Here is a 24748-nt window from a genome sequence, read left to right on the forward strand (position 1 = left end):
CGATCGGTGCTGGTTACGCGCTGGTGACCAGTCGCCAGCGGTTGTCGGTGGTGCCGTTGTCCGCGTCCTGCACGGCCTGAGCGCCCCAGGCCGTCGAGCCGTTGAGGATGCCGAGGAGCTTGCCGCTGTTGACGTTGCGGATCCGGTAGGTGCCGTCGCTGTTGCTCAGCAACTGCCAGCGGTGGTCGGCGGTGCCGTTGTCAGCCCATTGCAGTACGCGGGCGTTGTCGGAGGTGGACATGTTCTCCACGCCGAGGACCTTGCCGCTGTTCAGGTTGCGGATGCGGACGGCGTCGCCGTCGGTCACGATGACCCAGCTGTGGTCGGCTGTCCCGGTGTCGCCCCACTGCACGGCGAGCCCGCCGTCGGCGGTCGACATGTCCTGGATGCCGAGGACCAGGCCGGTGCCGGCGTTGACCAGACGGACACTGCTGGTGCCGCCGGTGTTCCAGTAGACGGCATAGTTGTAACCCTGCGCGTCGTGGAACGGACCGAGGCTTACGGTGGATCCGTTCGCGGTGGCGGTGAACGCCAGAGCGGTGGTGCTGGTTCGGGTGATCGAGGGGACGGTCAGTGCCGGGGGCGCGGACAGCGTCGCGTTGCCGTAGTTGCCGCAGAGCACGACCGGGCCGTACGTGATGGCGGCGATGGTGCTGTTGTCGTTCGTGGGTTGCATCGTGACCCGCATCGGCAGGCGCACGGTCACGGTGTCGCCGGCGGCCCAGGTCCGGGTGACGGTGGCGTAGCTGCCCGCTGTCGTGCTGACGTTCTGGGTCACGCCGTTCACGCTGATGGTGGCGCCGCTGGTCCAGGCCGGGATGCGCACCCGGATGCTCCACGAGCCGCTCATCGACCCGGCCAGGGTGAGCGTGGCGGTGTCGCCGGCTGGGTAGGTGGTGCTCTGGGTCACCGTGATGCCGCGCTGCGACCAGGTCAGCACCGACGGCACGAACAGGTTCACGGTCAGGGTGGTGCCGCTGTAGAAGTAGATGGAGTCCGTCAGCGCGGTGTTCGTCTCGATCCCGGTGCCCTGGCAGCACCAGAACGAGTTGTAGTCCGTGCTCCACGTGCCGCCACCCCAGGCCGGTCCGACGCCGCGCCGCCCGCCGGGTCGCAGGGGAGTGAAGTAGGTGATGTGGCCGTGGCTGTCGGCGGGATTCTGGGCGCCGACCAGGTGGTTGAGCAGCGCCCGCTCGTAGAAGTCGAAGTAGCCGGCCCGGTTCGGGTCCAGCAACCACAGTTCTCGGGTCAGCTTGAGCATGTTGTAGGTGTTGCAGTGCTCGCAGGTGTCGTTGGTGAGATAGCCCGCGATCGCGTTCGGCGCCCGGAAATGCTCGGCCTGGCTGTTGCCGCCGATCGCGTACGTGTGCGCTCCGACCGTGAAGTTCCACGCGTTGCCGGCGATGTCGCGGTAGCGGGTCACGCCGGTCGCCTTGTATTCGCGCGCCGCGCCCACCCACTTCGGCACCTGGGTGTTGGCGTGCAACCCGGCGAGCTGGTCCTGGTTGGCGGCCAGCGGATTGAACACGGCGGCGTGGTCGAACCGCTGTGCGGCGGTCAGCCAGCGTCCGTCGCCGGTCTGCTGGTAGATGTCGGTCAGCACCTCGTTCATGCCGCCGAACTCGGTGCCGAGCATCGCCTGCATCTGGCTCGAGCTCAGCCGGGCGGTGCGGGTGTCCACCCAGCCGGCCAGCGCGAGCAGCACCGACCGGGCCTGGGCGTTGCCGGTGTAGCGCCAGACGTCCAGGAGGCCGGCCAGCGTCTTGTGCACGCAGTAGTAGGGCACGTTGCCGTTCGAGAGCGTGCGCGCCTCGAGCGCGGTGAAGTCGGACTCCGGGAAGCCCGACAGGTAGCCGGTCGAGAAACCGGCCGCGCCGTTGTTGGCCTGGCACCTGGCCAGCTCGGCGACCGTGTAGGCGGCCTTGTCGCGGCAGGTGGTGTCGCCGAGCACGGCGTACGCCTGCGCCCATGCGGTGAGGAAGTGGCCCTGCACGTGGGTGCGGAACGGGAACGTCGGCGCGTCCCAGCCGCCGTTGGCCGCGGCGCCGTTGGTGGGCAGGCGATGGTTGGCGCGGAAGTTGTAGAGCAGCCGGTCGACGTCGACGAAGCGCAGATAGTTGAGCGTCCGGTTCTGGTTGTCGAGCAGGCGCCCGCTGGTCAGCCGGACCTGGCCGAGGTCGAACGGGTAGGCGGAGACACCGATGTCCGAGCGGGCCGGCGGCACGGGGGCGGCTGCCGCCCGCTGTGGGCCGGTCAGGGCGGCGCCGGTCGCGGAGAGCACCGCTGTCGCGGCGGTGGCCTGGAGCAGGCCGCGGCGGGTGAAGGGCACAGCTGGCACGGAAACCTCCGTGTTAGCGCTCACATTGAATGACGCCGATGTTGCCAGATGGTTTCGGCGAGATTCAAGGGGTGCGCACGGAGACCATTTGCCTCGGGCTCCTGTAACAGAAAATCGTGACCGTCTTTCCGGCCCGTCAACCGGCGGGCGGTGCCGTGCTGTCCCGCACGATCAGCGAGGTGGCGAGTTCGACCCTGGTCGCCTCGCCGGCCTCGCCGCCGCGTTCCTGGACGAGATTGACAGCCATCCGCGCCATGTCGACGAGCCGCTGTCGCACGCTCGTCAGGGATGGCGTCACCCAGTCGCAGGCGGCCAGGTCGTCGAAGCCGACGATGCTGACGTCGTCGGGAATTCGCACGCCCCGCGACTGCAACGCTTTGTAGGCGCCGAACGCCTGCAGGTCTGTGCCCGCGAAGATAGCGGTCGGCGGCTCCGGCAGGTCGAGCAGTTCCAGCGCCGCGGCATACCCGCTGGGCGGGAAGTGGTCGCCGAAGCGCAGCAGGTCGGGGTCGGGCGTGATGCCCCCGCGCTCCAGGGCGGTGCGATAGCCGCCGAGTCGCGCCTGGGTGCACAGCAGGGTGGGGATGCCGGCGATCATCGCGATCCGCCGGTGGCCGAGATTCACCAGGTGCTCGGTGGCGGCCAGGCCGCCGGCCCAGTTGGTCGAGCCGATGGACGGAATGTTCGGGTCCGGGTCGCCGATCGGGTCGATGAACACGAGGGGGACGCCCAGCGCGTCGAGCCGCTCGCGATCGGCGGGCTCGAGGTCCGACACCGCGAGTAGCACGCCGTCGGAGTGGCGGCCGGCGAGGTTGTCGAGCCACCGCTGGGTGTCGATCTGTGCACCGTGTACCGCCGAAACCACCAGTCCGATGCCCGCCTCCCGGCAGGCGTCTTCGGCGCCGCGGATGATCTCAACCGACCACGGGGTGGCCAGCTCCTTGATGACCAGGTCGACCAGACCCGCTCGGGGCTGCTTTCCGCTCGGCCGGCGCTGGTAGTTGTGCTCGCGCAGGGCCGACTGCACGCGCTCGCGCGTCTCGGGCGCGACCTCCGATCGGCCGTTGAGCACCTTGGACACCGTCGGCGGCGAGACGCCGGCGGCCCGGGCGATGTCGGCGATCTTCACACGGTCTGGCGTGCTCACGCGGGTGCTCCTATGCGGAAAGTTCGACAGCAAGGCCGATAGTTTCGCACATCCCCGGTGCCGTTCGAGCGCCCGAGTCAAGTGTTGACAACTCCGTAACGCGGTTGTGCCTCAGATCTTGACCCGCCGATGAGGACGGTCTTAGCATCCATCCAGAAAGATTCAGAAACTTTCAGCGAACGTTCATCGCGAACACGGGCACCGCAGTCCGGTCGCCCGCCCATCCCGATCGAGCAATCCCGCCACTAGCCGGGTGGAACCTCCGCTGTGCGGATGGAAGGGGTTTGTCATGATTCGCCCATCACGTCGCCGACTAGGTCTGGCAACGATCCTCGCCGCATCGTTGGCGGCTGCCGGGTGCGGTACCGCCGGACCAGGCTCGGGCGGGAGCGGTTCGGAATCCGCGACCGCCTGGATCCTGACCGGCACCAACGGTGCTCCGTTCCAGGCATCCTTCGACGCCTGGAACAAGGCGCACCCGGACGAGCAGATCAAGGTGCAGGCCTTCGAGAACGACGCGTACAAGCAGAAGATCCGCACCGCCGTCGGCGCCGGCCAGGCGCCGACGCTCATCTACGGCTGGGCCGGCGGCGTCCTGAAGTCATATGTGGACGCGCAGGCCGTCGACGACCTGACCACGACGGTCGAGCCTGGGGTGACCGCCCGGTTCCTGCCGTCGGTGACCGACGTCGGTCGCATCGGCGGAAAGCTCTACGCGGTTCCGAACAACGGCGTCAAGCCGGCGCTCATCTACTACAACAAGGACCTGTTCCAGAAGATCGGTGCACAGCCACCGACCACCTGGGACGAGCTGATGGCCCTGGTGCCCCGGTTCACCGCCGCCGGCATCGCCCCGATCACGGTCAGCGGCCAGGACAAATGGCCCCTGCTGATGTGGGAGGAATATCTGGTCGACCGCATCGGTGGGCCGGACGTGATGAAGCGGATCCTCGCCAACGAGCCGAACGCGTGGTCCGACCCCGCCGTCATCCGCGCCAACACCATGATCCAGCAGTTGGTCGACGCCGGCGGCTTCGTCAACGGCTTCTCGTCGATCTCCACCAAGAGCGGAGCCGACGTCGCCCTGCTCTACACCGGCAAGGCGGCGATGAGTCTCAACCTGCCCAGCGCCTACCAGACCATCCAGGCGGGCGACCCGGCCTTCGTATCCGGGGGCAAGCTCGGCTATGCGCCCTTCCCCACGGTCACCGACGGCAAGGGCGACCCGAAGGACGTTGTCGGCAACCCCAGCAACTACTGGTCCATCTCGGCCAAGGCGACGGCGGCCGAGAAGAAGGTGGCATTGGACTACCTGAAGGACGGCCTCGCCACCGACGCCTACTCCGACGGGCTGCTCAAGGTCGGGCTGGTGCCGCCGGCCGGCGGGATCGAGGGCAAGCTCGCCGCGTCCGCCGACTCCGCGTATCTCGACGTGATCTATCAGTCCGCCCAGCAGGCACCCAGCTTCCAGCTCTCGTGGGACCAGGCGCTGTCACCGACACAGGGAGACGCCGTGCTGACCAACCTCCAGCAGGTGTTTCTCAAGCAGATCACGCCCGAGCAGTTTTCCGCCAACATGAACAAGACGCTCGGGTCGTGATCGTCGGTGACACGCAACCCGACCGGTGCGGCGGCGGCAAGCCGTCGTCGCACCGGCCCGAACAGCCTGCTCGCCCTGCCGGCGCTCGGATTCTTCGTCGTCTTCGCCCTGGTTCCGCTGGTCGGGGTCGGCGTGCTGAGCCTGACCAGCTGGGACGGGCTCGGCGAGCCGCGGTGGACCGGCCTCGCCAACTGGACCCGGATCCTGCACGACCCGGTCACCGGGCAGGCCGCGGTGCTGAGCTTGAAGATCATCGTGCTGTCCTGGCTCATCCAGACACCGTTGAGCCTGCTGCTCGGCACCTTCATCGCCGGCCGGCAGCGCTACCGCGCCGTCCTGGCCGTGCTGTATTTCCTTCCGCTGCTGTTCTCGTCCGCGGCGGTGGCGATCGCGTTCAAGGCGATCCTCGACCCGAACTTCGGCATGGGCCGCGCGGTCGGGTGGTCATTTCTCTCGCGTGACTGGCTGGGCGAGCCCCACCTGGTGCTCGGCGCCGTCATCTTCGTGATCGCCTGGCAGTTCGTGCCCTTCCACACCCTGCTCTACCAGGCGGGCGTGCGGCAGATCCCGGCGTCACTCTACGAGGCATCCATGATGGATGGTGCGACCCGGACACAGCAGTTCTTCCGGATCACCCTCCCGCAGCTGCGATACACCATCGTGACCTCCTCGACCCTCATGGCGGTCGGCTCGCTCACCTACTTCGACGTGGTGTTCGTCCTGACCGGCGGCGGGCCCGGGTATGCCACCCGGCTGCTGCCGCTGGACATGTATCTGACCGGTTTCTCCGCCAACGACATGGGCGGCGCGAGCGTTCTCGCCGCGATCCTCGTGGTCGCCGGGTTGCTGCTGGCGCTCGGCTTCACCCGGCTCTCCGGGTTCAGCCGGATGCAGAGCCAGCAGGAGGGACTGTGATGACCGACGTGCACACCCGCCCGGCGTCGGTACGGCATGGGGCCAACGTGCCGGCGGCGGTCAGCGGTTTCGTCTGGCTGGCGATCGTCATGGTGCCGATCTACTTCATCGTCATCACCAGCCTGCGCGGGCAGGCCGGCTTCTTCACCGCCAATCCGCTCGCGCCGCCCGACCATCCGACCCTCGACAACTACGCCGAAGTGCTCCAGCACGACTTCGTGCGTTACCTCGCCAACAGCGTCGTGGTCACGGTGGCAGCGGTCGCGTTGACGCTCGCGCTGTCACTGACGGCGGCCAACGTCATCGTGCGTGGGTCGGGTTGGTTCGTCCGGATGACCTTCTCGGTGTTCCTGCTCGGCCTCGCGATCCCGCTGCACGCGACGATCATCCCGCTCTATTACATGATCACCCGGCTGCGGCTCTACGACAGCCTGCTGGGCCTCGTGCTGCCCTCGGTCGCCTTCGCCATCCCGGTGACCGTGCTGATTCTCGTGAACTTCCTGCGTGACGTGCCTCGGGAACTGTTCGAGTCGATGCGGGTGGACGGGGCCTCGGAGTGGCAGATCCTGGTGCGGCTGGTCCTTCCGCTGGCCCGACCGGCGCTGGTGACCGTCGCCATCTACGACGGGCTCAACGTCTGGAACGGCTTTCTGTTCCCGCTCATCCTGACCCAGAGCGAGCAACAGCGGGTCCTGCCGCTGTCGTTGTGGGCCTTCCAGGGTGAGTTCACGGTGGTCGTGCCGGGTGTGATGGCCGCTGTCGTGCTTTCCACCCTCCCGATCGTCGCCCTCTACGCGGTGGGCCGCCGTTACCTCGTGAGCGGGCTGACCGCGGGTTTCGGCAAATGACGGCGGCCGGCCAGCACGCAATCCCCGTACCCGGAAGGGAATCGATGACCACCGACGACATCGCGCTGCATGTCTCCGGACAGCACCTGGTGACTGGCAACGGCCGACAGGTGCGGCTGCGCGGAGTCGGCCTGGGCGGCTGGCTCAGCATGGAGAACTTCATCACGGGCTACCCGTCGACGGAGGAGTTGCACCGTCGGGCCCTGCGCGGCGCGCTGGGCGACGACGTCTACGAGGCGTTCTTCGAGCGCTTTCACGAGGCGTTCTTCGCCGACGACGACGCCGCCTACCTGTCCTCGTTGGGCCACAACTGCGTCCGGGTCGCGGTCCACTACCGCCTTTTCGAAGACGACGACCGTCCCCGAGAGCTGAAGGAAGAGGGTTTCCGGCTGCTGGACCGGGCCATCGAGACGTGCGCCCGCCATGGCATCTACACCATCATCGACCTGCACGCGGCGGCCGGGTATCAGAACCAGCGTTGGCACAGCGACAACCCGACGCACGCCTCGCTGTTCTGGACCCACCGCGACTTCCAGGACCGGACCGTCCACCTCTGGGAAGGGCTGGCCGACCGGTATCGCGCGAACCCGTGGGTGGCGGGATACAACCTGCTCAACGAGCCGGCCGACCCGAGCGGCCAGTTGATCGCGCCGTTCTACGCGCGACTACACGCCGCGATTCGGGCCGTCGACCCCGACACCGTGCTGTTCCTCGACGGCAATCGGCACGCGACGGAGTTCGACATGTTCGGCGAGCCCTGGCCCAACACGGTCTACAGCGTGCACGACTATTCCCTGGCCGGGTTCCCGGACGCCGGTGACTACCCGGGCATCTCGCGTGGCCGCTACGTCGACCGCGGGGCTGTCGAGGCGAAGTTCCTGGAACGCACGCGCTACATGCGCGAGACCGGCACGCCCATCTGGGTCGGCGAGTTCGGTCCCGTCTACACCGGCGACCCGGACCGGGACCGGGTCCGCCTCCAACTTCTGCGCGACCAACTGGCGATCTACGACGAGTACGGCGCCGGTTGGAGCCTGTGGACCTACAAGGACATCGGTCTCCAGGGCCTGGTGTACGCGAATCCCGTGTCGCCGTACCTGAAGCGGATCGCGCCGGTGCTCGCCAAGAAGGCGCGTCTCGGCGTGGACGCGTGGGGTTCAGTCGACACCGGCGTGCGGCACCTGCTCGAACCGATCGAACGCACCTTCGACGAGGAGTTTCCCGACTTCGACCCGCTGCCGTTCGGCCGGCAGCAGTGGATCGCCGTGTTGGTGCGTCACATCATGCTCGCCGAACCCATGGTCGAGGACTTCGGCAGATCCCTCGCCGGGATCGGGATCGAGGAGGCGTACGAGCTCGCCGACTCGTTCCGGTTCGACCAATGCCTGACGCGCGAGCGGCTGGCCAGCACAGTGCGGGTCCGCTGAGCGGACCCACGACGCATCACCCATCGAGAAAGGTTGAGAATTACATGGACCTCAACTCGGTCGAGGGCAACGGCCTCTCCCGTCGCGTCGTCATCCAGCGGTCACTGGCCGCCGGACTGGCGACCGGCCTGGGTGCGACGTTCGCCGGAAAGGCCGCGTTCGCCGCGGCACCGGACCTCAGCGCTCGCATCGACGTCTCCAAGCGCCAGGACCCGATCCAGAAGTACGTCTACGGCGCGTTCATCGAGCACATCGGCACCCTCGTATACGACGGGCTGTGGTCGGAACTGCTCGGCGACCGCAAGTTCTTCTACCCGATCGACCAGCAGACCGACTCGACCAGGAAATGGCGCCCGGTCGGCACCGCGGCGGCGGTGACGATGGACCGGCACGCACCCTACGTCGGCGAGCAGTCGCCGATGGTCGCGCTCACCCGCTCCGAACGGCGCGGCTTCGCACAGTCCGGTCTCAGCCTGGCCGCGAAGGAGTACGTCGGCCGGATCGTCATCGCCGGCGACCCCGGTGCGCAGGTGTCGGTGACGCTCTCCTGGGGAGACGCGCCGGGGCAGCAGCAGAGCATCACCGTGCACGTACGCAAGGACTGGGCGACCGTTCCGCTCACGTTCGCCTGCCGCGCGGCAACCACCAACGGCCGGCTCGAGATCTCGGGGATCGGAACGGGACGGTTCCGGGTCGGGGCCGTGTCCCTGATGCCCGGCGACAACGTGAAGGGCTTCCGGAAGGACACCGTCGAACTGCTCCGCGAGGTCAACGGCGGCTTCTGGCGGTTCCCGGGCGGCAACTTCGTCTCGGGTATCACGACTGGCGGAACGCGATCGGCGACCCTGACAAGCGACCGACCATCATGGACCCCGACCGCAATCAACCGCAGTCGAACGACGTCGGCACCGACGAGTTCCTGACGATGTGTTCGTTGCTCGGTACCGAGCCCTACCCGTGCGTCAACACCGGCTTCGGTTCGGCCCGGGAGGCCGCGCAGATGGTCGAGTATGTCAACGGTGCGGCCGACACGCCGATGGGCAGGCTGCGGGCCGAGAACGGGCACCCGAAGCCGTACAACGTCAAGTACTGGGCCGTCGGCAACGAGATGTTCGGCTACTGGCAGCTGGGCTACATGACCCCGGCCCACTACATGATCAAGCACAATCTCTTCGCCGAGGCGATGAAGAAGGTCGACCCCACGATCAAGCTCGTCGCGGTCGGCGCGTTCCCCGCCAGCATGACCATCCACCGGCTGCCCTACTACATCGACCCGGCCACTCGGAAGATCGTGCAGCCGACGCCCGTCAACGTGGCATACGGATCCGACACCGACTGGAACTACCGCCTGCTCAAGGCCAGCGCGGGCAACGTCGACGTCATCTCCGAGCACTGCTACGGCACCACCCAGCGGTTCGACCTCGACCAGGGCAAATACGTGGACGTCAGCCCGCCCGAGTCGGTGGTGGACTCGTGCCGCCGGGGCGCGAACTACATCCGCGCCGTCCGCGACGACTGGGAGCTCTACCAGAAGGACTTCCCGGAGCTGCAACGCGACCAGATCAAGGTGAGCATCGACGAGTGGGGATTCCAGAAGGCGAGCGGACTCAAGCAGGTCCTCGGCCTGGGCATGATGCTGCACGAGATGTTCCGCGGCAGCAACGTCATCACGATGGCGGCCTACACGATGGGCACCTCGTGGCTGTCCTACAACCGCACCTCCGCCACCTACAGCGGCGCCGGGCTGTTGTTCAAGCTCTACCGTCAACAGTTCGGTGTCACGCCGGTCGAACTCACCGGCAACTCGCCACAGCCGGCGCCCACCTGGCCCGTCGGCGGCGACCAACCTAAGATCAACGCGGGCAGCCCCACCTACCCACTGGACGTGATGGCCGCACTGACCGCCGACGGCGACACCCTGACGGTGGCGACGATCAACGCGACGGCAGACGCACAGCGCCTCGACATCGGCATCGACGGATTCACGCCCCGACCGACCGGGCAGATCTGGCGGCTGACCGGGACCAGCCTGGACGCGACCAACCGGGTCGGCCAGGCACCCCAGATCACCGTGACCGAAGAGACGTTCAACACGGGCGACAGCCTCACGGTCGCGCCGTACAGCGTCGAGATCCGCGCCTTCTCCCGGCACTGATTCCCGTCGCCGTGCCGGGCGTCCGTCCGCGGGCGCCCGGCACGGCGGAGCCGGCCCGGAAGCTCATGGCCCCGCGTCGACCGGAAGTGTCACGCCCAGCCTGAAGCCGCGGCCGGGCGCCTGGCCCGTTTCCAGGGTTCCACCGAGCATGGCTACTCGTTCGGCGATGCCGCGCAGGCCGTTGCCGCTTCCGTCCGCGCCCTCAGCGAGGCCCTGGCCGTCGTCTGTCACGTGCACCCGGAGGAACACGGGATCGAACTCGAGTCGAACCCGCGCGCCGGCGCCTGGGCCCGCGTGCTTGAGGGTGTTGGTGAGGGCTTCCTGCACGATCCGGTACGCGGAGAGGTCGACAGCCGCTGGCACGACATCGGGTACCCCCTCGATTTGAAGGTCGATCCGCATCCCCGCCAACCGCAGTTGGTCGACGAGGTCCGGTATCGCACCGATCCCCGGCAGCGGAGCGAGCCGGGTGTCTTCGGCCGTGCCGGTGCGCTCGGCGGTGAGCAGGCGCCGCATCTCGGACAACGACGACCGGCCGACCTCGATCACGTGTTGCAGGGCGGTGGCCGTGCGCTCGGGGTGCCGGTCGAGCGCGGCGGCGGCGCCCTGCGCCTGCACGACCATGACCGACATGCCGTGTGCGACGACGTCGTGCAGTTCCCGTGTGATCCGGGTCCGTTCGGCGGCGACCGCGAGTGCCGCCCGTTGGCGTTCCTGCCGGGCCAGGTCCGCGGTGCGCTGTTCGGCGGCGACAAGGTGGGCGCGACGGGCGCGGATGCCGTCGCCGACCGCGTATGCCGCGACCAGCAGCAGCCATACCTCGAGGACGTCCTGGCCCGTTTCGATCAACGCGTCGACGGGGATCGCCGCCCAACCGACAACTTCGGTCCTGTCCGGCTGCTGCTCCTGTTTGTCCCGCGCCTCGACGTCCCGCACCTGCACGACATTCTGCCGGTTCTCTTTCGCAGCCGCGGCTGCTTTCTGGTCGTGCCTGATGTCGAGCCGGCTGCCCAGCATGGCGAGGTAGGTGAGGATCATGGTCAACGCCAGCGCGCCGAGCACGAAGCGGCGCCGGCGGCTCATGGCTGCCACCGTGTACATGACCAGCGGCAGAGCCAGGTCGAGGAGCTGGAACTTGGGCTGCAGGCGAAGACAGCCGGCGGTGCCGGCCGCGGTGAGGACGAGAGCCACGACCGCGTTCTGCCGCCTGATCGCCACGCCGACGATCGCCAGCGCGGCGCACACCCACCAGCCGGACTCGAGCGGGACGCCCGCGCGCTCGAGGAAGCCGGTGGGGTCGCCCGGCTTACGCGGCGAGGCGAGCGCTGTCACGAAACCCGGTCCCAGGGTCACGGCCAACAGCGCCAACGCGACGGCGGCGTCGGTCACCAGCTGGCGTGACACGAACCTGGACACGGTCTCATCCTAGAAACGGCGGCCGCCGCTGCCGTCAGACCCAGGTACTAGATCGGTGGCACCACTGGGGCCGGAAGCTGGAACCTCGGTCGGACGAGTACGCCCGCGCCGGCGACCACGCTGTCGGCATGACGCGAACGAAGTCCCTCGTGCTCATCCCGCTGCTGCTCGCCGCCGCACTCGGCGGCTGCCACCTCGGCGCCGCGTCCGGCGCGGCCGCCCCGTCAGCCTCACCGTCGGTAAGCCGTCAGGCGCTGCTCGCCCTCGGCCAGGAATGGGTCCAGTGCATGCGCGACAAAGGCTTGACGCGGATGCCGGACGCACAGCTCACCGAGGACGGCTACCTGACCTTCCCGCCTCAGGGCGGCTACAACTGGAAGGAGGAGGGCGCCAAACATCCCGACATCATCGAGGCCTGCAAGTCGATCGAGGACAGGTATCCGCCAAACGCCTTCCGTCCAAAGGAAAAGCTCTCCGCCGACGACCTGCGCAAGCTGGGGGAGTACGCCGAGTGCATGCGCACGCACGGTATTCCGGCGTGGCCGGACCCGAAATCCGACGGTTCCTTCGACCTGAGCGGCACCACCTTGGCCAACGGCATCCCCAAGGATGTGATGGACAAGGCGACCGAAGCGTGCCGCAGCATCTGGAGCGGCAGGGTCGCCATCCGCGACGGCTCCGGCGGAGGGAAGAAATGAGCCGGCGGCGCCGCGCCGGGGCGGTCCTCGCGATCGCGGTGGCCGCGCCGCTGGCCGCCGGTGTGGTCTACGCGGCCCGGTCCGAGCCGACATCCGCCACCACGCCCACGGCCGGCATTCCCACCGGCACCGCCACGGTGACCCGGGGAACCCTGACCCAGAGCATCCAGATCAACGGCACGCTCGCCTACACCGGGACGTACGCGGTGAGCTATCAAGGTTTTCCCGGTGTGCTCACCGCCGTGCCGCAACCGGGCGCGACGATCGGCCGCGGCGGCATCCTCTACCGGGTCTCGGACGCGCCGGTACGGCTGCTGCTCGGCCCGGTGCCGGCCTACCGGGACTTCGGTGCCGGCATGACCGACGGGCCGGACGTGCGCCAGCTCGAGGTGAACCTGGTCGCCATGGGCTTCGACCCGGACCATCGGATGACGGTGGATCGGCATTTCAGCGCGGCCACCGCCGCGGCGATCAGGCGCTGGGAAGGATCCTGGGGCCGCAAGTCGTACGAACGCACCGGGCGACTCACCCAGGCGCAGATCGCCTTCCTGCCCACGCCAGTGCGGATCACCGCGCTGCAGGTCCAGGTCGGCGCCGCGATGGCGCCGGGCACGCCGGTACTCACCGGAACCTCGACCAACCGGGCGGTCGTCGCCGAACTCGACCTCGACGCCCGCGGCAAGGTCCGGGTCGGAGACCAGGTCAGGGTCGAACTGCCGGACAGCGACCCGATACCCGGCCGGGTGACCGCGATCGGCCAGCAGGCGACGCCCGCGGCCGGTGGTCCGGAGTTCAACGGCCCTTCGCAGCCGCAACAGTCCAACCCCGACACCGCGACCGTTCCGGTCACCATCACCATTCGCCTGCCCCGCGGGTTCACCCTGGAGGAGGCGCCGGTGACGGTCGACGTCACCACCAGCACCGAGCAGGACGTGCTGCTCCTGCCGATCGCCGCGCTGCTCGCGCGGCCGGGTGGCGGCTACCAGGTGCGCGTGGCCGGTGCGGGTCCCGTGGAGGTCGAGCCGGGCCGCTTCGACGAGACCAGCGGCCAGGTGGAGATCGCTCACGGCCTCACCGAGGGCCAGTCCGTGGAGGTGCCGGCCTCATGACCGCGGTTCTCGAACTCGTCGACGTGTGGAAGGTCTACCCCGGCCCGCCGCCGGTCGAGTCGCTGCGCGGCGTCACGTTCACCGTCAGCAGCGGTGAACTGGTCGCCGTCCTCGGCCCGTCCGGGTCCGGCAAGACCACGTTGCTGAACCTCGCCGCCGGGCTGGACCGTCCGTCCGGTGGTTCCGTCCGGATCGCCGGCAGCCCGGTCGAGAAGCTCCGCGACAAGCAGCTCTCCGGCGTACGCGCACACCGGCTGGGCGTGGTCTTCCAACAGTTCGTCCTGCTGGAGCGGCTCAGCGCCATGGAGAACGTGGCGACCGGGCTGATCTACCGGGGCGTGCCGGGTGGCCAGCGGCGTGCGGCGGCCCGGGCCGCTCTCGAACGGGTCGGCCTGGCGAACCGCGCCGAGTTTCCGGCGGCGCATCTGTCCGGTGGCGAGCGGCAGCGGGTGGCGATCGCCCGGGCGTTGGTGGGCCGGCCCGCCGTGGTCCTGGCGGACGAGCCGACCGGCAATCTCGACTCGGTGGCCGGCGACGGCGTGGTGGGCCTGCTGCGCGAGCTCAACGCCGACGGGGTCACCATCGTGGTGATCACGCATGACGAGCGGATCGCCGCGGCCATGAGCCGCCGCGTCGAGCTGCGCGACGGTCTGGTGGTCGTGGACACCGGGAGCGCGTCGTGAGGTCGCGGCTGCGGGTGGGAGACCTGCTGCCGGTCAGCACGGTGGGCCTGCGGTCACGACCCGGCCGGGCCGTGCTGTCCGTCCTGGGTGTGGCCATCGGCATCGCCGCCATGGTCGCCGTGCTCGGGGTGACCCAGTCCAGCCAGGCCGACGTGCTCGCCGAGATCGACCGTGTCGGCACCAACCTGCTCACCGTCGCTACCGGCAAGACCACCGGGGGCGACGAGGCCGAGCTGCCGCCCACCGCCGGGCCGGGGGTGGCGCGTACCGACGGTGTGCTCGCCGCCGCCGCGACCGCGACCTTGCCGGTACGCGTCTACCGCACCGACCGGATCCCGAGCGGGCGCACCGGCGGGCTGTCCGTGCGGGTCGCCGACCCGACCCTGCTGACGACCCTCGACGGCCGGCTGGTGGCGGGCCGCTTCCTGGACTCGGCGGTGAGCCGCTACCCGGCTGTGGTGCTCGGCAACTACGCCGCGCGGGTGCTCGGCATCCCCGACGTGGACGGCCACCCACAGGTCTACCTGGGGGATCGCTGGTTCACCGTGATCGGGGTGATGGCGCCGGTCGAGCTGGCCCCGGAGCTCGACACCGCGGCCTTCGTCGGCGCCGCCGTGGCGGCGACCGAGTTCGGCTACGAAGGGAGCCCGACGAGAATATTCGTGCGCGCCCAGACCGACCGGACCGACGAGGTGGCCGGCCTGCTCGCCCGTGCGGCGAACCCGGCGCACCCGGAGGAGGTCGCGGTGAGCCGACCGTCCGAGGCGCTCACCGCCCGCCTCGCGGTCACCGACGGCACCACCGTCCTCATGCTCGGCCTCGGCGCCGTGGCCCTGCTGGTCGGCGGCATCGGCATCGCCAACGTGCTGGTCATCTCCGTGCTGGAACGGCGGGGCGAAATCGGCCTGCGCCGCGCCCTCGGCGCCACCCGTGGCCACGTCGGTGCCCAGTTCCTGGTGGAGTCGCTGCTGTTGGGCGCGGCCGGGGGCGTCGCGGGCATCATGCTGGGCACGGCGGTCACCTTCGCCATGGCGGCCACCCGCGGATGGCAGACCCTGGTGCCGGCGTACGCCGTGGGTGCGGGGGTCGTCGCGGCCCTGCTGATCGGCGGGTGTGCCGGCCTGTATCCGGCCCTTCGTGCGGCCCGCCTGTCGCCGACCGACGCCCTGCGAACACTGTGACCGGCTCAGCCCGCGCTGAGGTTGGTGCGGCGGATGATCAGCCAGAGCGCGCCGACCGCCGCGACGGCCAGTGCGAGGTAGCCGGCGCCGACGATCAGGTGGAACTCCGGGATCCGGCTGCCCGGTTGATACTCGATGTACTGCTGGAGATGGTGGTCGGCGAAGCAGGACAACGTCGTGCCGGTGCCGTTGTCCGGTGGGCAGAGGCGTTCGAGTTCGGCGCCGGTGAGCGGGTGCCGGGACGCGTCGTAGAGGTTGGACGGCTGGTCGCCGGCGCCGTAGTTGATCAGACCCCCGCTGACGACCAGGGCGTTGTGGTCCAGCACCCCGTCGCCTTGCGCGCCCAGTTGCCGGTAGAAGGACAGCGGCTTCAGCAGTGTCGGGTAGCGGTACTGGACGAGCAACATCAGGCCGATGAAGCCGGCGGCGACGGCGAACACGGCCGGAAGGGTGCGTTTGATGGCGGCGCCGAGCGCTACGCCGGCCACGAACCAGCAGATGCTGATCACGAGGGGGAGCATGGCGGTGTTGATGAACTGTTCGTGCTGGAACAGGCTTCCGATCGAGACCCTGGCCAACGAGCGTTCCATGTGGTCGCTGGTCACGGCGACGGCCGCGGTCACGATCGTCACGAACAGGCCGAGCAGGCTCAGCTTGGCCCAGAGCCAGCGTGCGGGGGAGACGTCCTGGCTCCAGGCCAGCAGCAGCGTTCGCTGATCGTGCTCGCGGGACAGCAGCGGGACGCCGATGAACACCCCGACCAGCATCGGCATGAACTGCACCAGCCGCGACAGGTAGGAGTAGCTGCGGATCAGGAAGGAGGTCCCGGCGAGTCGATTGCTCTGTGGAGACTGTTCGGGGCACAGCGTGTGGTGGCACTGGCGATACAGGTCCGTGAACTCGGCGGACAGGTAGGCCATCCAGCACACCAGCACGGTGGCCAGGACGAGCGTGCCGATCAGGGCCCAGCGGTGCTGGCGCCAGGTCAACCAGATCAGGCCGCGGAAGCCGCCGCTCGGCGCTTCGCCGCCGTCGGCGCGGTCGGTGGCCGGCCGGGGTCGGGTGATCGCCGTCATGCTGCTGCCTCCAGGTCCCGGTGTGTGTTGGCCGCAGCCTTGAGGTAGATCAGGATCAGCTCGTCCAGGGCGATGGGTTGGGTGCTCCAGCCGGGAGCGACGACCGCCGGCGCGGCCGGACCGGAGGGCCGCCGGACGACGAAGGTGGACTGCCGCTCGGTGTGCTGGGCCCGGACGACCGCGCCCGGGCCCGGTGGCAGGTCCGCCCGGGGTCCGGCGAGCCGCAGGTGGCTTTCCAGCAACTCCTCGACATCGCCGGTCAGCACGGGCCGGCCCGCGTCGAGCAACAGCAGGTGGTCACCGACCCCGCTGAGTTCGGCCACGATGTGGGTGGAGAGCATCACCGTCATCCCGGTGTCGGCGGCCTCGGCCATCAACTCGCCGGTGACCTCGGTGCGGGCCACCGGGTCGAGGTTGGCGAGCGGCTCGTCCAGCAGGAGCAGGTCCGGCCGGGAGCCCAGGGCGACCGCGAGCGCGACCTGGGCCCGCTGCCCCCCGGACAGCTTGCCGCAGCGGCGATCCAGCGGAATGTCGAAGCGGGCCAGCCAGGACAGCGCGCGTCGCTGGTCCCACAACCGATTCGTCGACCGGCCGAAGCGCAGCATGTCGGTGACGCTGAAGTCGCGGTAGAGCGGCTTGTCCTGGGCCAGGATCGCGACCCGGTTTCCTACCTCGGCCGGGCCGCCGCCACCCTTCACCACAGGTCTGCCGTTGAGCAGCAGGGAGCCGGAGGTGGCCGGCAGCAGGCCGCTGATGATGCTCATCAGCGTCGACTTGCCCGCGCCGTTGGCGCCGACCAGCGCGATGACCCGATTGGCGGGCAGCCGGAAGTCGCAGTCCCGCAGCGCCCACAGGTCGCCGTAACGCTTGCTCAGCGCCTGTGCCTCGACGGCGGGCGTCGTTTCGCTCATGCCGCCCCTCCCGCCTCGCGGGGCGTCGCGCTCCGTCGCGTCGAGTTCTCGACGATCACCGAGGTGAGCAGGGCCTGCACGTCTTCGTCCTCGAGACCCGCTTCGCGGGCCTGGTCGAGCCAGCGCCCGAGGCTGGTGCGCAACCGGGCCATGACGTGCGGATCGGTGTGGCCGAGGGTGCCGCTGACGAACGTGCCCATGCCCTGCCGCGCCTCCACCAGGCCCGACAGCTCGAGCTCGCGGTAGGCCTTGAGCACGGTGGTCGGGTTGACCCTGCAGGCGGTCACCACGCTGCGCACGGTGGGCAGTTGGTCGCCGGGCCGCAGCGTTCCCAGCCGCAGCCCTTCGCGAACCTGTCGCACCAGTTGGGCGTACGCCGGGACGCTGCTCGTCCGTTCGACATGAAAGTTGATCACTGCGCGAGCCCTCTCCAGCCAGTGGATTGTGCTGGTTAAGTAGAACACTCGCTAACAGGTACTGCAAGATCTGCGCGCGCTCGGGTCAGGCTCGGGTCGCTGTGTCGCGCGAGCCGCGCACCATGACGAGCACGGCCCCGGCGACGAAGACCAGACCCGCACACCATGCGGCTTCGACGTCGGACGAGGGGCGGGCCGGCCACAGCCATGGCGTCGTCAGGGCGGGCCCGTGCCACTGCGTGTAGAGCGCGTATATGCTGGCGACGAGATAGGCGGTCGGGCCGGTCCAGGCCAGCGCGCCACCGAACGCGACCGCGCACAGCAGGCCGATGCCGGTCGACCCGGCGGTGTTGCGCAGGGCGCCGAGCGTGCCGCCGGCCAGCGGGGTGCCGGCGGTGAAGGCAGCCAGCGCACCGGCGGCGATCGCGGTCAGGGCCAGCGCGCTGCCGAGCCGCAGGAACGGCAGCCACCGGCCGGTCGCACGTTCGGGGTCGCCGAACGGACTCGCGGTCGTGGCGGCGATGACGACGGCGCAGCCGGTCTCGACGAACAGCGGCAACTGGAGCGCGCCGTAGGCGTCCCAGCTTCGGTGCAGGGCGATCCGCAACACGGCGGCGCACGCCAGCAGCACCACCACGGCCAGTGGTACGCGCCGGCTGGCCAGATGCAGGGTCACCAGCCGCACCCGGCCGGACAGGGCGGTCACGGCAGCCGTGCCAGGGTGAGCTGGCCGGCCCGCAGTGCCGGGAGGTGCGCGACGAGCCAGGCCCGCCGGGTGGCGGCCGGCAGCGCCGCGAACCGTCGCGCCGCCTCGGCGACGGGGCTTCCCGGCGGCAGGGTCGAGGTGTGGGCCAGCGCCTCCGTGACCGCCTGCTGCGCGTCGCCGGCACCGCGGCCGCCGCCGGTGAGGTTTTGGACAAGGTCGCGCGCCATGCCCGCGCGCAGTATCGCGGCGAGCTCCTCGGTGCTCATCTGGTGCGCCTCCTGGGTCGGCAGCACCACGTTGAACACGGGCGGTGTGCCGCTGACCGCCGCGCCGGCCCGACCGATCCGCACTTCGTTCTTCGATCCCGGCTCGTAGGCCGCGGCGACCTGGTTGACCCGCACCGGGGCACCGGGCAGGCCGGCCACCTCGGCCAGCACCGGCGCGAACCCGTCCACCATCGCCGGCAGGTAGCGGCGGTAGGCGGGGTGCACGCAGACGGGGATGGCGCTCTGGCTGCACACCGGCGTATACGCGGCCGGGCGGTCGTAGGCGCCGTTGTGCAGGACCGGGATGGCGATCATGCCGTGCTCGTCGAGGTGGCCGGTGCCGGCCAACGCGACGCCGGCGCCGGCGCCGAGGAGACCGGCGACGGTGACCGCGGTCGCCGACCGGCGCAGCCACGAACCGCCGGCGCCCGCGGGCAGTCCGAGCAGGCCCAGCTGTGCCGCGGTGAGCCCGGAGAGGAAGAGGATCTGGGCGATCGCGAGATCGGGCAGATAGCGGTAGAACGTCGCGATGCCCTCGTCGGCGCCCAGCGACCAGGGATTGGCCACCACGGGTGAGACCTGCCAGAACGAACCGTAGCCCTGGATGAAGTTCGCGCTGATCTCCAACCCGAGAAAGGCGCCGATGGCGATCACCGGAGGCGTGAACCGGCTCGGACGCAGTGCGCCGGCGGTGAACCCGAGCGCCGAGAACGCCGGAAGGCTGGCCGCGCCCACCCCGGCCGGCCACCACAACGGCCCGCCCCACGCGCCCTCCCCGGCGGTCACCGCATACAGCACACCGACACAGCCGAGATAGGCGACGATCGCCCAGCACGTGGTCGCCGCCCACGAGCCGGTCTGCCGGGCCCACCGCGAGCGGGCGCTGCCGGCCACCAGTTCGACGCTGCCGTGCCGGCCCTCCCGCGAGCCCGACCAGGCGGCGGCGCCCACCACCAGAGGCACGAAGACCGCCAGCGAAGAGGTCTGCATCGCCGTGGCTCGGAGATTCCACATCGGTGGGTACGCCATGCCCGGGCGGAAGGTCACGAACCAGAACAGCAGGGCCGCCAAGGGGAGCAGCCACAGCATCACGTTGTTACGCAACTCCAGCCGCAGCAGCCGGGCCGCCGCGGTCACGACCGCACCTGCGCCAGCACCGCGCTGTATCCGCGCTCCAGCGGGGCGTCGCCCGCCGCTGACGTTCCGGCGCCCCGGGCCGTCAGCTCGTCCGGTGTGCCGTCGAAGGCGATCTTGCCCTGGTCCATCAGGGCCACGCGGGTGCACGCGGCTCCGACGTCTTCGACCAGGTGGGTGCTGACCACGACGGTGCTGCGCGCACCGAGGTCACGCAGGAGCGCGCGGAACGCCACCCGCTGCTCGGGATCCAGGCCGGCCGTCGGCTCGTCCAGCAGCAGCAGGTCCGGTTCGTTCACGATCGCCTGTGCGATGCCGACGCGGCGCAGCATCCCGCCGGAGAGGGTGCGCAGCTTCGCCTTCGCCTTGTCGCCCAACCCCACGCGCTCGACCGCGGCGGCCACCGCCTGCGGCACCCGCGCGGCCGGCACCTCCTTGAGCAGCGCGAAGTACTCGACGAACTCCACGACGGTGAACCGCGGGTAGAAACCCAGGTTCTGCGGCACGTACCCGAGTCTGCGTCTGATCCGCCGGCGCGGCCCGTAGGCGGCCGGATCCAGGCCGAGCAGCCGGATCCGACCCGATGACGGAGGAACAACGGTGGCCATCATCCGCAACAGCGAGGTCTTGCCCGCGCCGTTGGGGCCCAACAGCCCGAAGACCCCTGTGCCGATCTCCAGACTCACGCCGGCGACCGCCTGGGTGCGGCCGAACCGCCGGGTCAACTCGCTGGTCTCGACGTTCATGAGGATCCTCTCGAAATCCGGGTCGCATGGCCGACGATCAGCGCGCAGCACCCCGCGAACGCCAGGTAGGGAAGTCGAAGCGTGGTGTCGGTGACGGCGGCGGTGAGCCGCCCGGCGGCGATCTGTCCGGACAGGACAGTGATCACCCAGCCGGCCAGCCCCGCGGCCACGCCGACGTTGGCCGACCGGGCGACGGTCGCGGCGGCCAACGCCAGCGCGCACACCGCGGTCATCGGGACCAGCCAGCCGACCGTGACCGCTGTCGCGGTACCCGACGCGGCCGAGGCAGCCAACCCGAGCGCCGCGTTCAGCCCGAACACCGCCAGCGCCCGCACCAGCAGCACCATCCGGTCGCTGACCGCCACGCTGCGGGACAGCTCCCAGGCCGGGTCGACCCCGGGCCCGTAGGCGTAGGCGATGCCCGCAGCGGCGATCCCGGGGGCGCACAGGGCCACGAACGGGGTCCCGGTCGCCCGGGTGGCCAGCAGCCCGGCCGCCAGCACCACCGCGGTCGCGATCACCCATCCGAGCAGCAGCGACGGAGTGGTCACCAACGCCCGCGCCAGACCGGGCGAGCGCAGCAACCGCCGTGCGGCTCGTTCCACCGGCCCCGGCCGGCGGCGCCACACCTGTGCGGCCACGCCGACCCAGACCCGATGCAGGTCGACGTCGTGCGGCACGTCATCGACTCCGCTCATCGCCCACCTCCCCGGCAGCCGGCGCCCGGTTCCCCAGGGCGGCCCGCAGCAGCCGGCGAACGTGGTAAGCGCGACTCTTCACCGTCCCCGTCGGGACGCCCATCAGCTCGGCCACCTCGGCCACCGTCCTGTCCTCGACATACATCAGCCGCCAGGTCTCGCGCTGCGCGCTGCCGGCCGCACCCAACGCCTCGACGGCATCGGCGAGCTCGGCCCGGAACAGCGCCGCTTCGGCCGGATCGGCCAGCCGCTGGTCATCGGCTGTGGCCAGGGCCGACAGCAGGCGCTCCGGGTTGCCCCGCCGGCGCAGCCACAACGCGGCCTGGCGGCGCGCGATGCCCCACAACCACGCTCCGGCGCCTTCGAGCCGGTAGCCCGCGGCACCGCGCCACACGGCGAGGAACGTCTCCTGCAAGACGTCTTCGACGTCGGCGGCCGGCAGCACGGCGCGCAGCCGGGCAGCCAGCCACGGCGCGTGCCGCGTGAACAGCTCCCGCAGGGCGGTGTCGTCTCCACCGGCCACGGCAGCGATCAACTGGTCGTTGTCCATCGCATCTCTGTTGCGTTCCGGCGCCGATCGGTTCACCGCCGCGCCCACCTATTTTGTGCGCCGGATCATTCCCGCTGGTGGAGGCACTGTACGGGCCCGAGCGGCATGGCCGGCGGGGTCGCCGCGTCGTCTCGCCCGGGGGGTTTATGCCGGGAACTCCACAGATCCGGACGTCGGCACCGCCGGATCTTGTGCTCGTTATGACTGGAGTACCAGAGTCGACCGCGCCGCTACGAAGAGGAGACAGCCATGGGCAAGGTGATCTGCGACATCACGATGTCGATCGACGGCTACTCGGCGGGCCTCGACCAGACCGAGGAACGCCCGTTCGGCGACGACGGTGGCGACGGCACGGGCGACAAGCTGCACGCCTGGATGTTCGACACGCCCGAGGAGAACCGGGCCGAGGTCGACCAGTTCGCCGCGGCCAGGGCGTTCATCATGGGCCGCAACATGTTCGGCCCGGTCCGCGGTGCGTGGGACCGGCAGTGGAACGGCTGGTGGGGGCCAAATCCGCCCTTTCACGCCCCGGTCTTCGTGCTCACCCACCACGCGCGCGACCCGCAGCCGATGGACGGCGGCACCACGTACTCGTTCGTCACCGACGGGGTCGGGCCGGCACTGGCGCAGGCGCGCACGGCCGCGGTCGACGGCGATGTGTTGATCGCCGGCGGCGCGACGACCATCAACCAGTACCTGGCCGCCGGCCTGGTCGACGAACTGCGGCTGCACGTCGTGCCGCTCACCCTCGGCGCCGGCACCCGCCTGTTCGACGGCGTCCCGGCGCTGAAGCTCGAGCAGGTCGGCTCGCGCGCGGCCAGCCTGGTCACCCACCTGACCTACCGCGTGGTGCCCTGACGGGTCAGGCGACCGCGGTGCGCTCGTGGGGCGCCGCGGCGAACAGGGGCGGCAACGGATCGGCTGCCTGGATGGCCTCCGCCAGCCTGGTCAGTTGCGGGCAGCGCGGGCCGGCCGCGTGCAGCCACCGGTCGGCCTCGGCGCGATTGCCGAGGTAGCACTCGGCGATGGCGCGCAGGACGAACGCGACGCCGCACAGGTCCGGCTGGTCGCCGTCGGGCCGGATGTCGAGCAGCAGCGACCGCGCCTGCTCCGGCCGGTGGTTGAGCAGGTGCGCCAGGCTCATGGCGACGCGCGCGGACAACTGGCCCGGCTGCAGCCGGATCGCGAGTTCGGCCAGTTCCACGATCTCGAGCACCTCGTGGTGCGGGACCGGTGCGTCGTTCACCGCGGCGTCGTACAGGTACCACGAGCCGAACTGGATGGTGAGCACCTCCGCGATCGCGGCCGCGACCGCGGGATCGGTGCCGTCCGCGCGGGTCAGCGCCGCGAGCCGCTCGGCAGCGGCGATCAGATCCGCCGCGGACTCGATGTTCAGGCGCCGCTGGAAGGCGGCGAGTAGGCGCCACGGGTCGTCGCCGTCACCAACTGGATCGTGGCTGATCGCCCGCAACGTCCTGCGTACCTCCTCCTGGAAGTAGGCGGCCCGCAGGGCGGCAACGGTGGCGGTCGGCGTGCGCAACCACCGAAGCAGGTTGCGACCGTCACTGCGGGGCGATGACCCGGGAACGAGGTTGGCCACCCCGAGCAGCGCCGCCATCCCCGCCGCGCCGAGCAATGCGAGGCGGGCCAACGCCGAACTCGTCAACTCTGTCGCGGCGAACAGCACCAGCGCGCCGCACAGGTTGGCCAACGGGCCGCCGAGGTAGAACAGCACCATCCGCAGCTTCAACGACGGCGCCGACAGCGGCAGCCGGACCACCACTTCGTTCCGCCAGCCGGTGAAGGGTGCGATCCGGACCGCGACGACCGGCAGACGCAGCAGCTTCGCCGCGACGAGGTGCCCGCACTCGTGCAGCACGAGGTGCACCCACAACGAACCGCAGGTCAGCCCGACGGCGGCGACCGCACCCCACAGGGACTCGGTCACGAAGAGCGCGAAGGTCACCGCCTCCAACACCAGGAGAAGGGCGGCGGTGACCAGACGTCGGCGAGGCAGGATCACCGGGAGATGGTACGGCCACGGCGACCGACGGCCCAGCCGCCGCTGAGAGGGCTCCGGCAACGTCGGGCCACTAGACTCCGCGCGTGCAGCATTGCCGACCCTCCTTCACAAAACGCACAGCGATCGGGCGCTACTGCTGGGCTTGGCCGTGGCCGGCTGCGACTCCAAGGCGGAATCCTCCGCCGATGCCACGCCGTCGAGCCCTGACACCGCCGCTACCGCGACCGCCTCTAGCTCTGCTTTCCCCCCAAGTCCCCGTGACGCCGGACGTTCCGCATCTTCCTCCCCCACCGTGGTCAAGTCACGCGAGGCGGAGGCGGCACAGGAGCCCAAAGTGGCGCAGAAGCTAAAAACGCCACAGAAGACGGAGGCGCCGAGCGGGGGCGGCACCAAGTACACCGAGTGTGCCGACGGCGACTGCGAAGTGTCCTTCTCCGGATCCGCTAAGTTCTCGCTCGCCACGTGGACGGTATCGGCCTATGTGGAGGATGGCGGTGTCAGTGTGCGACTGACCGACGCCAATGGCAGGGGCCGCGGTGGCGGCTTCATGGCAGGGCCAGGGTGCACTGTGGCGGTACACGCCGACGGCGGCGGGCGAGTCGGATGCGACCAACCCGGAGCCAACCCCGAACCGGGAGGGTACGTCGTACACCTGCTGGAACTGGACGGGGACACCGCGGTCGTCCGAGCGATCCTGGGCTGATT

The 24748-nt window shown here is 70.1% G+C and carries 24 protein-coding genes; 12 read left to right on the forward strand and 12 right to left on the reverse strand.

Annotated features, from left to right (window positions below; genetic code table 11):
* Positions 1 to 13: 13 nt before the first annotated feature.
* Both AB0J74_RS18450 and AB0J74_RS18455 read right to left on the reverse strand, forming a co-directional pair.
* Entirely contained in the window at positions 14 to 2338 is a 2325-nt protein-coding gene (locus AB0J74_RS18450) for a beta-L-arabinofuranosidase domain-containing protein (protein ID WP_363449302.1), read from the reverse strand.
* Positions 2339 to 2474: 136 nt separating this feature from the next.
* Positions 2475 to 3485 carry a LacI family DNA-binding transcriptional regulator gene (locus AB0J74_RS18455; protein WP_363449304.1) on the reverse strand — a complete coding sequence of 337 codons (1011 nt, stop codon included), beginning with the start codon at positions 3483 to 3485 and terminating at the stop codon, positions 2475 to 2477.
* A gap of 289 nt (positions 3486 to 3774) precedes the next feature.
* Here AB0J74_RS18455 and AB0J74_RS18460 point away from each other — a divergent pair, with 289 nt between their 5' ends.
* Genes AB0J74_RS18460 through AB0J74_RS18485 form a run of 6 tightly spaced genes read left to right on the forward strand, consistent with a single transcriptional unit; the run spans position 3775 to position 10430 of the window.
* On the forward strand, positions 3775 to 5085 hold the full coding sequence (locus AB0J74_RS18460; RefSeq protein WP_363449306.1) for an extracellular solute-binding protein: 1311 nt from the start codon (positions 3775 to 3777) through the stop codon (positions 5083 to 5085).
* 6 nt (positions 5086 to 5091) lie between these two features.
* The gene (locus AB0J74_RS18465; RefSeq protein ID WP_363449308.1) at positions 5092 to 6000 is read left to right on the forward strand and encodes a sugar ABC transporter permease; all 909 of its coding nucleotides are present in this window, start codon (positions 5092 to 5094) and stop codon (positions 5998 to 6000) included.
* A complete protein-coding gene (locus tag AB0J74_RS18470) occupies positions 6000 to 6848 on the forward strand; it encodes a carbohydrate ABC transporter permease (protein WP_363449310.1) in 849 nt (282 codons plus the stop codon). Before AB0J74_RS18465 ends, AB0J74_RS18470 begins: the two co-directional genes overlap by 1 nt.
* 44 nt (positions 6849 to 6892) lie before the next feature.
* Complete coding sequence (locus AB0J74_RS18475) at positions 6893 to 8275, forward strand: cellulase family glycosylhydrolase (RefSeq protein ID WP_363449312.1); 1383 nt, start codon at positions 6893 to 6895, stop codon at positions 8273 to 8275.
* 44 nt (positions 8276 to 8319) lie between these two features.
* Positions 8320 to 9198: a hypothetical protein gene (locus tag AB0J74_RS18480; protein WP_363449314.1), complete on the forward strand. Its 879-nt coding sequence runs from the start codon at positions 8320 to 8322 to the stop codon at positions 9196 to 9198.
* Complete coding sequence (locus AB0J74_RS18485) at positions 9141 to 10430, forward strand: hypothetical protein (protein ID WP_363449316.1); 1290 nt, start codon at positions 9141 to 9143, stop codon at positions 10428 to 10430. Before AB0J74_RS18480 ends, AB0J74_RS18485 begins: the two co-directional genes overlap by 58 nt.
* A 63-nt stretch (positions 10431 to 10493) precedes the next feature.
* Here the strand turns inward: AB0J74_RS18485 and AB0J74_RS18490 are convergent, their stop codons facing one another.
* Entirely contained in the window at positions 10494 to 11846 is a 1353-nt protein-coding gene (locus AB0J74_RS18490) for a sensor histidine kinase (RefSeq protein WP_363449318.1), read from the reverse strand.
* Between the two features lie 128 nt (positions 11847 to 11974).
* On the opposite strand from AB0J74_RS18490, the gene AB0J74_RS18495 reads away from it, so the two are divergent.
* Genes AB0J74_RS18495 through AB0J74_RS18510 form a run of 4 tightly spaced genes read left to right on the forward strand, consistent with a single transcriptional unit; the run spans position 11975 to position 15517 of the window.
* Positions 11975 to 12544: a hypothetical protein gene (locus AB0J74_RS18495; protein ID WP_363449320.1), complete on the forward strand. Its 570-nt coding sequence runs from the start codon at positions 11975 to 11977 to the stop codon at positions 12542 to 12544.
* Complete coding sequence (locus AB0J74_RS18500; RefSeq protein WP_363449323.1) at positions 12541 to 13653, forward strand: HlyD family efflux transporter periplasmic adaptor subunit; 1113 nt, start codon at positions 12541 to 12543, stop codon at positions 13651 to 13653. Before AB0J74_RS18495 ends, AB0J74_RS18500 begins: the two co-directional genes overlap by 4 nt.
* Positions 13650 to 14336 (forward strand): ABC transporter ATP-binding protein, encoded by a 687-nt coding sequence (locus AB0J74_RS18505; protein WP_363449325.1) that lies wholly within the window; start codon positions 13650 to 13652, stop codon positions 14334 to 14336. The genes AB0J74_RS18500 and AB0J74_RS18505 overlap by 4 nt, the downstream gene beginning before the upstream one ends.
* On the forward strand, positions 14333 to 15517 hold the full coding sequence (locus AB0J74_RS18510; RefSeq protein ID WP_363449327.1) for an ABC transporter permease: 1185 nt from the start codon (positions 14333 to 14335) through the stop codon (positions 15515 to 15517). Before AB0J74_RS18505 ends, AB0J74_RS18510 begins: the two co-directional genes overlap by 4 nt.
* A 5-nt stretch (positions 15518 to 15522) precedes the next feature.
* Here the strand turns inward: AB0J74_RS18510 and AB0J74_RS18515 are convergent, their stop codons facing one another.
* The 8 genes from AB0J74_RS18515 to AB0J74_RS18550 form a co-directional block, all read right to left on the reverse strand.
* Positions 15523 to 16593, reverse strand: a complete 1071-nt coding sequence (locus tag AB0J74_RS18515) for an ABC transporter permease (protein ID WP_363449329.1) — start codon at positions 16591 to 16593, stop codon at positions 15523 to 15525.
* The gene (locus AB0J74_RS18520; RefSeq protein WP_363449331.1) at positions 16590 to 17504 is read right to left on the reverse strand and encodes an ABC transporter ATP-binding protein; all 915 of its coding nucleotides are present in this window, start codon (positions 17502 to 17504) and stop codon (positions 16590 to 16592) included. Before AB0J74_RS18520 ends, AB0J74_RS18515 begins: the two co-directional genes overlap by 4 nt.
* A complete protein-coding gene (locus AB0J74_RS18525) occupies positions 17501 to 17920 on the reverse strand; it encodes a GntR family transcriptional regulator (protein WP_363449333.1) in 420 nt (139 codons plus the stop codon). Before AB0J74_RS18525 ends, AB0J74_RS18520 begins: the two co-directional genes overlap by 4 nt.
* Positions 17921 to 18005: 85 nt before the next feature.
* A complete protein-coding gene (locus AB0J74_RS18530; RefSeq protein WP_363449335.1) occupies positions 18006 to 18626 on the reverse strand; it encodes a hypothetical protein in 621 nt (206 codons plus the stop codon).
* Positions 18623 to 20029, reverse strand: a complete 1407-nt coding sequence (locus tag AB0J74_RS18535) for a hypothetical protein (protein WP_363449337.1) — start codon at positions 20027 to 20029, stop codon at positions 18623 to 18625. The genes AB0J74_RS18530 and AB0J74_RS18535 overlap by 4 nt, the downstream gene beginning before the upstream one ends.
* Positions 20026 to 20772, reverse strand: a complete 747-nt coding sequence (locus AB0J74_RS18540) for an ABC transporter ATP-binding protein (RefSeq protein ID WP_363449339.1) — start codon at positions 20770 to 20772, stop codon at positions 20026 to 20028. Before AB0J74_RS18540 ends, AB0J74_RS18535 begins: the two co-directional genes overlap by 4 nt.
* Positions 20769 to 21470, reverse strand: a complete 702-nt coding sequence (locus tag AB0J74_RS18545) for a hypothetical protein (RefSeq protein WP_363449341.1) — start codon at positions 21468 to 21470, stop codon at positions 20769 to 20771. The genes AB0J74_RS18540 and AB0J74_RS18545 overlap by 4 nt, the downstream gene beginning before the upstream one ends.
* The gene (locus AB0J74_RS18550; RefSeq protein WP_363449343.1) at positions 21454 to 22068 is read right to left on the reverse strand and encodes a sigma-70 family RNA polymerase sigma factor; all 615 of its coding nucleotides are present in this window, start codon (positions 22066 to 22068) and stop codon (positions 21454 to 21456) included. The genes AB0J74_RS18545 and AB0J74_RS18550 overlap by 17 nt, the downstream gene beginning before the upstream one ends.
* Before the next feature lie 201 nt (positions 22069 to 22269).
* Here AB0J74_RS18550 and AB0J74_RS18555 point away from each other — a divergent pair, with 201 nt between their 5' ends.
* Positions 22270 to 22878 (forward strand): dihydrofolate reductase family protein, encoded by a 609-nt coding sequence (locus AB0J74_RS18555; protein ID WP_363449345.1) that lies wholly within the window; start codon positions 22270 to 22272, stop codon positions 22876 to 22878.
* A 4-nt stretch (positions 22879 to 22882) separates the two neighbouring features.
* Here the strand turns inward: AB0J74_RS18555 and AB0J74_RS18560 are convergent, their stop codons facing one another.
* Positions 22883 to 24043 carry a hypothetical protein gene (locus AB0J74_RS18560; protein ID WP_363449347.1) on the reverse strand — a complete coding sequence of 387 codons (1161 nt, stop codon included), beginning with the start codon at positions 24041 to 24043 and terminating at the stop codon, positions 22883 to 22885.
* Positions 24044 to 24377: 334 nt separating this feature from the next.
* On the opposite strand from AB0J74_RS18560, the gene AB0J74_RS18565 reads away from it, so the two are divergent.
* Positions 24378 to 24746, forward strand: coding sequence for a hypothetical protein (locus AB0J74_RS18565; RefSeq protein ID WP_363449349.1), 369 nt, complete (start codon positions 24378 to 24380; stop codon positions 24744 to 24746).
* Positions 24747 to 24748: the final 2 nt, after the last annotated feature.

Source organism: Asanoa sp. NPDC049573 (genome assembly GCF_040676615.1).
GTDB lineage: Bacteria > Actinomycetota > Actinomycetes > Mycobacteriales > Micromonosporaceae > Asanoa.

Bases quoted from the DNA above. Each gene is read 5' to 3' on its own strand.
- AB0J74_RS18460 (WP_363449306.1), top strand. From the start codon at position 3,775: ATGATTCGCCCATCACGTCGCCGACTAGGTCTGGCAACGATCCTCGCC.
- AB0J74_RS18470 (WP_363449310.1), top strand. From the start codon at position 6,000: ATGACCGACGTGCACACCCGCCCGGCGTCGGTACGGCATGGGGCCAAC.
- AB0J74_RS18475 (WP_363449312.1), top strand. From the start codon at position 6,893: ATGACCACCGACGACATCGCGCTGCATGTCTCCGGACAGCACCTGGTG.
- AB0J74_RS18480 (WP_363449314.1), top strand. From the start codon at position 8,320: ATGGACCTCAACTCGGTCGAGGGCAACGGCCTCTCCCGTCGCGTCGTC.
- AB0J74_RS18485 (WP_363449316.1), top strand. From the start codon at position 9,141: ATGGACCCCGACCGCAATCAACCGCAGTCGAACGACGTCGGCACCGAC.
- AB0J74_RS18495 (WP_363449320.1), top strand. From the start codon at position 11,975: ATGACGCGAACGAAGTCCCTCGTGCTCATCCCGCTGCTGCTCGCCGCC.
- AB0J74_RS18500 (WP_363449323.1), top strand. From the start codon at position 12,541: ATGAGCCGGCGGCGCCGCGCCGGGGCGGTCCTCGCGATCGCGGTGGCC.
- AB0J74_RS18505 (WP_363449325.1), top strand. From the start codon at position 13,650: ATGACCGCGGTTCTCGAACTCGTCGACGTGTGGAAGGTCTACCCCGGC.
- AB0J74_RS18515 (WP_363449329.1), bottom strand. From the start codon at position 16,593: ATGACGGCGATCACCCGACCCCGGCCGGCCACCGACCGCGCCGACGGC.
- AB0J74_RS18520 (WP_363449331.1), bottom strand. From the start codon at position 17,504: ATGAGCGAAACGACGCCCGCCGTCGAGGCACAGGCGCTGAGCAAGCGT.
- AB0J74_RS18540 (WP_363449339.1), bottom strand. From the start codon at position 20,772: ATGAACGTCGAGACCAGCGAGTTGACCCGGCGGTTCGGCCGCACCCAG.
- AB0J74_RS18545 (WP_363449341.1), bottom strand. From the start codon at position 21,470: ATGAGCGGAGTCGATGACGTGCCGCACGACGTCGACCTGCATCGGGTC.
- AB0J74_RS18555 (WP_363449345.1), top strand. From the start codon at position 22,270: ATGGGCAAGGTGATCTGCGACATCACGATGTCGATCGACGGCTACTCG.